This window comes from Argonema antarcticum A004/B2 (assembly GCF_023333585.1).
GTDB classification, from domain to species: Bacteria; Cyanobacteriota; Cyanobacteriia; order Cyanobacteriales; family Aerosakkonemataceae; genus Argonema; species Argonema antarcticum.
In genome coordinates this window covers 71,877-81,645 of sequence record NZ_JAIQZN010000021.1, presented here as the reverse complement: position 1 = coordinate 81,645, position 9,769 = coordinate 71,877, and the positions used below count along the sequence as shown (strand labels likewise).

General features: G+C 43.2%; 6 protein-coding genes. 5 read left to right on the top strand and 1 reads right to left on the bottom strand.

Going from position 1 to position 9,769, the window contains the following annotated elements:
• Positions 1-65: 65 nt before the first annotated feature.
• A complete protein-coding gene (locus tag LAY57_RS11855; RefSeq protein WP_249066745.1) occupies positions 66-830 on the bottom strand; it encodes a thioesterase II family protein in 765 nt (254 codons plus the stop codon).
• Positions 831-1,352: 522 nt separating this feature from the next.
• Between LAY57_RS11855 and LAY57_RS11850 the strand changes: the two genes are divergently transcribed.
• The 5 genes from LAY57_RS11850 (at position 1,353) to LAY57_RS11830 (ending at position 9,754) form a co-directional block, all read left to right on the top strand.
• Positions 1,353-1,598, top strand: a complete 246-nt coding sequence (locus LAY57_RS11850) for an acyl carrier protein (RefSeq protein ID WP_249066743.1) — start codon at positions 1,353-1,355, stop codon at positions 1,596-1,598.
• Between the two features lie 44 nt (positions 1,599-1,642).
• Positions 1,643-3,184 carry a benzoate-CoA ligase family protein gene (locus tag LAY57_RS11845; protein ID WP_249066741.1) on the top strand — a complete coding sequence of 514 codons (1,542 nt, stop codon included), beginning with the start codon at positions 1,643-1,645 and terminating at the stop codon, positions 3,182-3,184.
• Positions 3,184-4,650 (top strand): salicylate synthase, encoded by a 1,467-nt coding sequence (locus LAY57_RS11840; RefSeq protein ID WP_249066738.1) that lies wholly within the window; start codon positions 3,184-3,186, stop codon positions 4,648-4,650. Before LAY57_RS11845 ends, LAY57_RS11840 begins: the two co-directional genes overlap by 1 nt.
• A 79-nt stretch (positions 4,651-4,729) precedes the next feature.
• The gene (locus tag LAY57_RS11835; protein WP_249066736.1) at positions 4,730-6,238 is read left to right on the top strand and encodes a 3-oxoacyl-[acyl-carrier-protein] synthase III C-terminal domain-containing protein; all 1,509 of its coding nucleotides are present in this window, start codon (positions 4,730-4,732) and stop codon (positions 6,236-6,238) included.
• Between the two features lie 57 nt (positions 6,239-6,295).
• Entirely contained in the window at positions 6,296-9,754 is a 3,459-nt protein-coding gene (locus tag LAY57_RS11830; protein WP_249066734.1) for a non-ribosomal peptide synthetase, read from the top strand.
• Positions 9,755-9,769 lie beyond the last annotated feature (15 nt).

Here is a 9,769-nt window from a genome sequence, read left to right as displayed (position 1 = left end):
CGCCCCCCCCCCCCCAACAACATACCTAAGAAGTTTTAGGACATGATATGACACAGCCTACAAGTTTATGGGAGTTCAACTGCTGAAAGTAATTGTGAAAGGCTTTGTAACAGAAGTGTTTGGGCTGAGTGGAGGAAGAAATGATCTCCGGGAAACATCTCCAGCGAGAAAGCCGCGTTTGTCTGCTTTCGCCATGCTTCTAGCTCTTCAACACCGACTTTCCAATCCTCTAATCCACCAAAAACAGCGATCGGACAATCTAACGGCGATTCCTGCGAGTAGACGTAAGTTTCAACCACAGCAAAATCGGCTCGCAGAGTAGGAAGAAGCAGTTCCATCAGTTCGGCGTTTTCTAGCACGGCTTTGGGAGTGCCATTATAACGGCACAATTGTCGTAGAAATTCTGGTTCTGGTAAAGCATGAATGGGAGGGTCGCGATCGGGAATTTGAGGAGCGCGATGACCGGACATAAACAAGTGAACTGGGCTTTGGTTATACTCTTTGCGGAGTCGTCGCGCCAGTTCAAAGCTCACCAATGCACCCATACTGTGACCGAAGAAAGCGAAAGGTTTATTAAGGCTGCTTAGGATCGTAAGAGTAAGAGTCTCAATTACAGGCTCGATCTCGGTGAAGGGAGTTTCCAGCAGTCGAAATCCACGTCCGGGAAGTTCGATCGGACAAACCTCTATACATGATGGCAGACTATCTGTCCAAGAGCGAAAGCTCAAAGCCCCACCCCCAGCATAGTGGAAGCAGAATAGTCGTAATTTGGCTTGAGGATTGGGTTTGAGCTTGGTAATCCAAGAGTTCGCGGTTAGGGTCGTGTTCATGATTTCGTGGCTTTCTACTTGCGATTTAATTTCTATAGTCCCAAGTTTTATTGAAAAAATCTGACAATATTTGAGAAAAATTAAGGTAATTTAAGCTTTGGGCCATCTTACTCCTAAATGATGGGAGATTATTGAGAAATTTTATACGGCATATAAACGCAGCTATTTGCAGTTAAATGGTATAAATTAAAGTATTTTGACGTTATTTAGTGATTTTAAGCATTTTTACCCTTAACTAATTTCTTAGTAGTCCCAAAACCCCCGAAATTGGTGGCAAATTTAAGAGCTTGTCCACTTTTCTTAATAAAACTTTATAAAATTCCCCTAATTTGGGCTTGCCAAGAATGAAGAGTACGTAATAAGCTTTTTGTAGGTTATCAAAAAGAGTTCTCAATAAGAGGCCAAGCAAAGTAACAAGGCTGACCAGGGCTTTTGTTGCCAATACGCAGAAGCAAGACTTCGGCGCATCAGTTCGGTGAAATACAAATAGACAGGTGGGGGGTTTCCCTGAGACGGAACTTTATGAGTATTCCAAAGACGATGGATACTCTCAAGGCAATACTGGCAAATTTAGGTATTCCCGAAGAGTCGCTTCATCAAGACACTTTACTGCGAGACAATTTACAGCTTGACTCTGTTGAGACAGTACAAATTTCTCTGGAATTGAAACGACGGCTGGGGGTCAACGTGAGACTGGAAACCCGGCGGGATATAACACTGGCTGAAGTCTGTAATTTAGTCGAAGCGGCGATGTCAGCCAGCCATTAATGAGCCTGTACTACTCTTTGGGGAAATTGCAAAAGGAAACTTGGATGGACAGTATTTCTGAAAAATTACCTAGCATCTTTAACATTGCAGCTTACTTCTTGGAAAGCAACCTGGCACAAGGACGTAGCGAGAAAGTAGCGTTTTACTATCAGGATTCGACTTATACTTATGCCCAATTAAACAGCTTTGTCCGCCGTACAGCTAGATTATTGTCCGATTTAGGATTGGCGCGAGAAAACCGGATAGCCATTCTTTTGTCAGACACTCCAGAATCAGTATTTGCTTTTTGGGGGGCAATTTTCCTCGGTGCAGTACCAGTTCCGATCAATACGGCTTGTACGATTGATGACATCCACTATATCCTGCAAGATTCACGCGCCAAAGTCTTGGTGACTAACCAAGAGTGGCAAGAAAAACTGGCTCCCATCCACTCTCAGTTCTTGCGAAAGATTCTCCTTAAAGACGGAGAACAACCATTTTTGTCTCTGCTTACTCAGCAGACAGACGAACAGCTACCTTACGCCGAAACATCTGGCGACGAACCTGCTTTTTGGCTTTACACTTCCGGTAGTACGGGTAAACCCAAAGGTGTAATTCACAACCACCAAAGTATGGTAGTTTGTGCAGAACTGTACGGTAAAGCTAAACTCGGTTTGCATCAAAATGACATCACCTATTCAGTAGCTAAAATACCTTTTGCCTACGGTTTAGGGAATAGTTTATATATGCCGATCGCAGTTGGTGCAGCCACAATATTATCAGATGCCAACAATGCTTTTGATATCATCGCCGACATCGATCGCTACCGACCGACAATTTTATTTGGCATACCCAGCATATATGCCAGCATTCTCTCAGTGCATGAAATTGCGCCTCTAAATACTTCCTCTTTAAGGTTGTGCTTATCAGCAGCCGAACAACTACCAAAAACTATTTGGTATAAGTGGCGAGACACTTACGGAATTGAAATTTATGAGGGTATTGGTACGACAGAATTGTTGCATATCTTTCTATCTAATGCCGAGGGAGAATGTCGTCCCGGCAGTTCTGGTCGTCCCCTTTCCGGTTATGATGTGCGAGTGGTTGATGAAAAGGGTTTTCCTGTTCCAGCAGGGGAAATTGGCGACCTAGAGGTGAGTGGAGAAAGTCTGATGCTGGGGTATTGGAATCGCCTGCGGGAAACGCGACAAGCTCTTTATGGAAACGCGATGCGAACGGGGGATAAGTATCTGTGCGATGCGGATGGTTATTTCTGGTTTATGGGACGTAAAGATGATTTCTTCAAAGTAAATGGGATGTGGGTGTCGCCATTTGAAGTGGAAGATGTCTTACTCCAGCATGAAGGTGTTCTTGATGCGGCGGTAGTGCCAGAATGCGATCGCGGCGAACAATTAACTGAGATTATTGCTTACGTCAGCCTTAAACCCGGCTTCGATCAATCTCCCGATTTAGAAGAGAAGATTCGACAATTGGCTAGGACTCGATTACCCCATTTTAAGGTTCCTAAAAAAATTAATTTTTTGGAAACATTACCGCGCACGCCAACCGGAAAAATTCATCGCAAGTCATTGCTGAAAACTCATTAATGTTTAACGTCCATCACCAAGGTTTTTCCCCCATGTATCAGGTAGCAAGCAACTTATTAACTTATCACGAACTATTCGTACCAGGTCACAGAGATCCTCTGATTCTGTTGCAGAATCTATTAGATGCTGGGATTTTTTCTAACTATGTGATGTACCGAAGTGACAACGAAGTACGTATTGCTGGGAATGCCTTAGCTGAAGTATCGGTAAGTTCTGAAGCTGTTTCGATCGCCTGTATGGGTGAGATTAAGTCAGAACCGATCGCAGATCCGCTCAAGCAAGTAGAATCAGCATTAGCGTCTTTGCCGATAGAGAATTGGACTGCTTATGGTTACATAGGCTTTGACGTGGCTCGCTTCTACTCCTCCTACTCCAAGGCAATTGAACAACCGCTGCTCTATTTTTTAGTTCCAGAAATAGAACTTTCGATCGCTCCGAGAGGAGTTCATATCAGAAGCATTAAGTCACCAACAAAAGTTCTGGAAGCGTTATCAATTGATAATAAATTGAGAGACTATGTAGCAACACCACCCGTTGTTGATTTTGCCGATAAAGAAGAGTATCAAAACCAGGTTGCCGATCTGATTCAAGCTATCCAAAATGGCGATTTACATAAAGCAATTATTTCCCGTTCCGTGAAAGTGAAAGGGGAGATGGATTTGCTGGGAACTTATGTTTTAGGAGCGAAAAACAACAATTGTGCGCGATCGTATTGTTTGCACGTTGGCGAAGTAAGTGCGGTAGGCTTCAGTCCTGAAATTTTAATGGAAGTTAGTGCGGATGGCTTTGTAGTTACTAATCCTTTGGCGGGAACTAGACCCAGATCGGAAAATTTGGCAGAAGATGTACAATTGGAAAGTGAGTTATTTACTGATGCTAAAGAAGTAAAAGAACACGCGCTTTCGATTTGGCTGGCGCAAAGTGAGATGGCTGAGGTTTGTCTCCCAGAAAGTCTTCGGATTTTTGACTTCATGCAGGTGAAACAATACAGGTGCGTGCAGCATCTATCATCGCGAATTGGCGGTCAGCTAAAAGGAGAAAAGACTTTATGGGATGCTTTGAAAGTGTTATTTCCGGGAGTTACAGTATCGGGAATTGACAAACACAAAGCTCTCCAATGGATCGAACAACTAGAACAAGAACCGAGGGGAATTTATGCTGGTGGGATTGGTTGGGTGAATAGCAATGGTATGGCAGATATTGCGATCGCAATTCGCTCTGCTTACCAATATGGCGATCGGGTTTACTTAAATGCTGGCGCAGGAATTGTGGCCGAATCTATTCCCGAAAATGAGTATGTGGAGTCTGTTAATAAGATGAATACGATGTTAACCAATTTAGTTTTGAAGGCTCCTTTGGCGGTTGAAACCGCTACTACACAAACGAAGGCGGTTGAAACCGCTACTACACAAACGAAGGCGGTTGAAACCGCTACTACACAAACGAAGTCCGCCTGCGCGGACTAAGAGATAATGGGGATATTTAACTGCGCTTTAGCACTAAAGCGCAACTACTTACCAAGAATCACTCCTAGTTTTAATAGTTATGATCAATTGTTCAGTTGGTATTCGATCGCTTTCACTCTGTTTTCCCAGCCAAATTCGGACTAATGATTATTGGCTGGAAAAGTTCCCTCATTTGTTTGCTGTAACTCCGCCAAGAAGAACGAGGTTATCTCAATCTGTTGAATCTACTTCTGATGAGGATGGATTTGCTATTTGGTCGCAAGAAGTCGCACCATATTTATCAGACCCTTTTCGCGGTAATGTCGAGCGAAGAGTGTTGGGTGCAGGCGAGTCGTCGCTGATGCTGGAATGTCGCGCTGCTAGGGAGGCGCTGGATGCCGCAAAACTTTCTCCTGATGAAGTGGAATTGGCGATCGTTGCTTCTATTTTTCCCGAACAACTTGTTCCTGGTAATGCTTCTTATCTAGCACGCGAATTGCAATTGCAATGTCCAGCGTGGAATCTGGAATCAACTTGTTCGAGTGCGTTAGTTGCGCTGCAAAATGCGCGTGCTTTGGTGCAAATGGGAGAGTATCGCAATGTTTTGGTGGTTGTTTCTCACATCGAATCTAACTCTGTGGATGAGGAAGATACGCTGTCATGGTCTATGGGAGACGCTGCGGGGGCTTTTGTGGTGGATTCGCTCAAACGCGATCGCGGAGTTTTGGGCAGTAAAATAATTAACACTGCGGCTACTTGCGATGCGTATTTACACGAACTGATCGCAGACGCGCAAGGTAAGCCTGCAATGCGTACTCGGACGGGTGAGAACGCCAGCAGCTTCGCCGAAACAAGTGTGGAGTTCGTTCGTACTTGCTGTGAGGGGGCTGTGGCGGCGGCTGGCGTGACTCTCGAAGAAATTGACTTTTTTGCCTTCAATACTCCGACGGCGTGGTACGCGAGGCTTTGTGCGAGGGCGCTGGGTATAGATTTGGAGCGGACGATCGATCTTTATCCTTGGTATGCCAATATCGGTTCTGTATTTGCGATCGCCAATTTATACCATGCCGCTCTTGCAGGTAAAATTCGCGAAAATGATTTAATTCTCGTTTATACCAACGGCGCGGCTGCAACTGCGGCTGCAACGGTGATGCGCTGGGGTGATGTAGCATTAGGAACGCCTCCTGCTCCCCCAATTAATATTAATCGAGAAGAAGATAGAAGCGCTGTCAATTTTTTTGATATCAAAAAAGCTGTTATATCCAAGGAAAAACTATTCGCCGCTGCACCAACAGAACAGCAGCAAATATTGGAAACTTATCTCATAGAATGGCTAACCAATTCTTTACAATTGCCTGTCGATAGCCTAAGTCCGCAGCATTCTCTGGCTTTACTGCTTGATTCCTTAATGGCTTTTGAACTCAGGAGTCGAATCGAGATGGATTTACAAGTACGAGTGCCAATTGAAAGATTCTTTGGCGACAACAACATAACTCAATTAGCCGAACTCGTACTTAATCAATTAGCTTTGGCGAACTTAACGGCATCAGAATCGGTTTTTCTTACCGAATTCAAAGCAGAGGAAGAAAGGGAAATATTAAGTATTTGATTTGAACCTCGAAAAAACGCTCGTCAATTGGTGCAATACTAACTTCAAGCTAAAAATATGAATCTGCATTTACTTTTAAACACTTTATCTAACCAAGGCGTAAAACTTTCTACCAATGGAAGTTCGCTAGAAATTGATGCGCCAAAAGGAGCAATTACTCCTGAGTTGCGTAACTCATTAATTGAACATAAAGCAGAACTTATCCTGTTATTGCGCCAGAACAGCATGAGTGCTAGTTCTACTTCTTTACCAATAATTAAACCAGCACCAGACTTGCGCTACGAACCTTTTCCCCTGACTGATATGCAGCACGCATTTTGGGTAGGGCGTAGTGGAGTATTAGACTTAGGAACTGTCGCCAATCACGGTTACTACGAGATTGAATGTCACGGCTTAGACTTGGAAAGATTGAATGCGGCGTTGCCCAAATTAATCGATCGCCACGATATGCTGAGGGCAATAGTATTACCCGATGGCCAGCAACAAGTTCTGAAACAAGTTCCTGCATATCAAATGGAGGTTTTGGATCTGAGCGGACAGGAGGAAGAAGTTGTAATATCTCAGATTGAAGCAATTCGCGATCGCCTATCACATCAAGTTTTACCTGCTGACCAATGGCCTTTGTTTGAGTTTAGAGCAACGCGGTTAGATGGGGATATAATTCGGCTGCATATCAGCTACGATTTGCAAGTATTTGATGCTTGGAGTTTGTTTCGTTTATTTGATGAATGGTTTCAACTGTATCAAAATCCCGATGCGATATTGCCACCGTTAGAAATCACATTTCGAGATTATGTTTTGGCAGAACAAGCGTTGCAAGATACAGAATTATATAGGCGATCGCAAGAATATTGGTTCAATCGTTTGGACAACCTTCCACCTGCTCCAGATTTACCCTTAGCGAAGAATCCCAAAGAGCTAAAACAGCATCAAAATAAGCGCTATGAGAGCAGCTTGGAGCGAACTAAATGGCAACAGTTAAAGTTGCGATCGGCGCAAGCGGGTATAACTCCTTCTGGACTATTACTAGCCGCTTTTGCAGAAATTATCGGGCTTTGGAGTAAAAGCCAAAAATTTACAATTAATCTGGCTTTATTTAATCGTCTACCGCTGCATTGTCAAGTGAATGATATTTTAGGAGATTTTACCTCTGTCACCCTTTTAGCAGTAGATAATTCCGCTCGTGAATCGTTTTGCGATCGCGCCATTCGCCTTCAGAAACAACTGTGGCAAGATTTAGAACATCGCTATTTTAGTGGAGTCAGCGTGACGCGGGAATTGACTCGCCGCAGAGGAACAACTCCTAGCGCAATGCCAATTGTTTTTACCAGCACTATCGGCTTCCGTTCCCTGGGACAAGAAACTTTAACCTTCAGTCATTTTGGGGAATTAGTATATGGAATTAGTCAAGCATCCCAAGCTTGGATGGACATTCAAGTTTGGGAAGAAAAAGAAACATTGACATTTAATTGGGATGTAGTGGAAGAACTTTTCCCGGAGGGTTTAATAGCAGATATGTTTGAGGCATATTGCCATTTAATCGAACAACTTGCTACTTCTGAATCTGCCTGGTTGGAAACAAATCGGCAACTTTTACCTCCGGCGCAATTAGCGCAAAGAAATGCGATTAATTCTACAGATGCGCCGATTCCAGACGATTTACTGCATAGTTTATTTGCCGCGCAAGTCCGGGATAGAGGAAATGAAAATGCAGTGATTTCATCTGCACGAACATTAACTTATCAGGAATTATTCGATCGCTCGAATCAAGTCGGTCATCGACTGCGCCAATTAGGAGTTATTCCCGATCGGTTAGTCGCTATAGTAATGGAGAAAGGATGGGAACAAATTGTTGCAGTTATGGGTATTTTAGCTGCCGGTGCTGCTTACGTTCCCATCGATCCCGGCTTACCTGAAGAACGCTTATCTTATCTGTTAGAAAATAGTGAAGTTCAGATCGTTTTAACTCAATCTCGGTTGAAAGAAAAACTTACTTGGCGATCGGGAATTCAACTATTATGCGTAGATAATGAAGACTTAGCCGGAGAAAGCAAGCGATCGTTAAATCCTGTTCAAACCCCCGACGATTTAGCTTATGTTATCTATACTTCTGGATCTACGGGATTGCCGAAAGGGGTGATGATTACTCATCGCAATGTGGCGAATGTGGTAGTTCATACTAATAGGCGTTTTAATGTTACTTCGCAAGACAGAATTTTAGCTTTGACCGCTCTCAATCACGATTTGTCAGTTTACGATATCTTCGGTATTTTGAGTGCTGGTGGCGCGATCGTTTTACCGGATGCTGCTGCTGTGAAAGATCCCCGTCATTGGGTAGATTTAATGGTAAGAGAAGGAGTGACATTATGGAACTCAGTCCCGGCGATGATGGAGATGTTAGTAGATTATGCAAACGATGCAATTTTTAATAGCTTGCGTTTGGTAATATTAGGAGGAGATTGGCTGCCGATTTCTTTGCCAAATCGCATAAAATCTTTAGCACCAAATACCCAAATTCTCAGCATTGGTGGGCCGACTGAAACAACTATTTGGAATATTGGCTATCTCATTAAAAAAGTCGATCCAAACTGGAAGAGCATTCCCTACGGTCAACCGATGGCGAACTCGAAATATTATATTTTGAACGACGCTTTAGAAGACTGTCCGATGTGGGTTCCGGGACAAATGTACTGTGCTGGAGTGCAATTGGCAAAAGGCTATTGGCGCAATCAAGAAAAGACTGCCGACAATTTTATTACTCATCCGCACACGGGAGAGCGTCTGTATCGGACAGGAGACTTGGGTTGTTATCATCCTGATGGTAACATTGAATTTTTAGGACGAGTTGATTTCCAGATCAAGATTCGAGGACAGCGCATTGAAGTGGGAGAAATTGAGGCTGCTTTGACACAGCATCCCAACGTAAAAGCTGCTGTGGTTGCAGCAATTGGGGAACAACATAAAGAACAGTTGGTAGCATACCTTGTTCCTGACCGAAAACCAATTCCTATTGAAGAAATTAGCGAATTTCTTAAAAAGAAGTTACCCGATTACATGATGCCATCAGCTTTTACATTTCTGGATGCTTTACCCCTTTCTGCTAACGGGAAAGTAGACCGAAATACTATTCTGATTCAAGATAGTATTTTCCAAAAAATAGAAGTTGCTTACGTCCCCCCAAAAAGCGAAGTTGAAAAAACAATTGCTACCGCTGTACGAGAGATTTTGGAACTGGAAAAGGTAGGCATTAATGATAATTTCTTTGACTTGGGTGGGAATTCCTTACTGATCGTAAAATTTTACAGGAGGCTGCTAGATTTGTTGCCAGATATGGTACAATATATTGCATTAACTGATTTGTTTAGATACTCAACAATTAGTGCTTTAGCAAAGCATTTAAACCACAAATCAGTTTCCTCATTGCACGAGCCAAAAGCTGAAGCTGAAGAGAAATTCCAACAAGGAAAAAATCGGCTCCAACAAAGATTTAAAAAATCCAGATTAGTTAATAATTAGTCATCAGTCATCAGT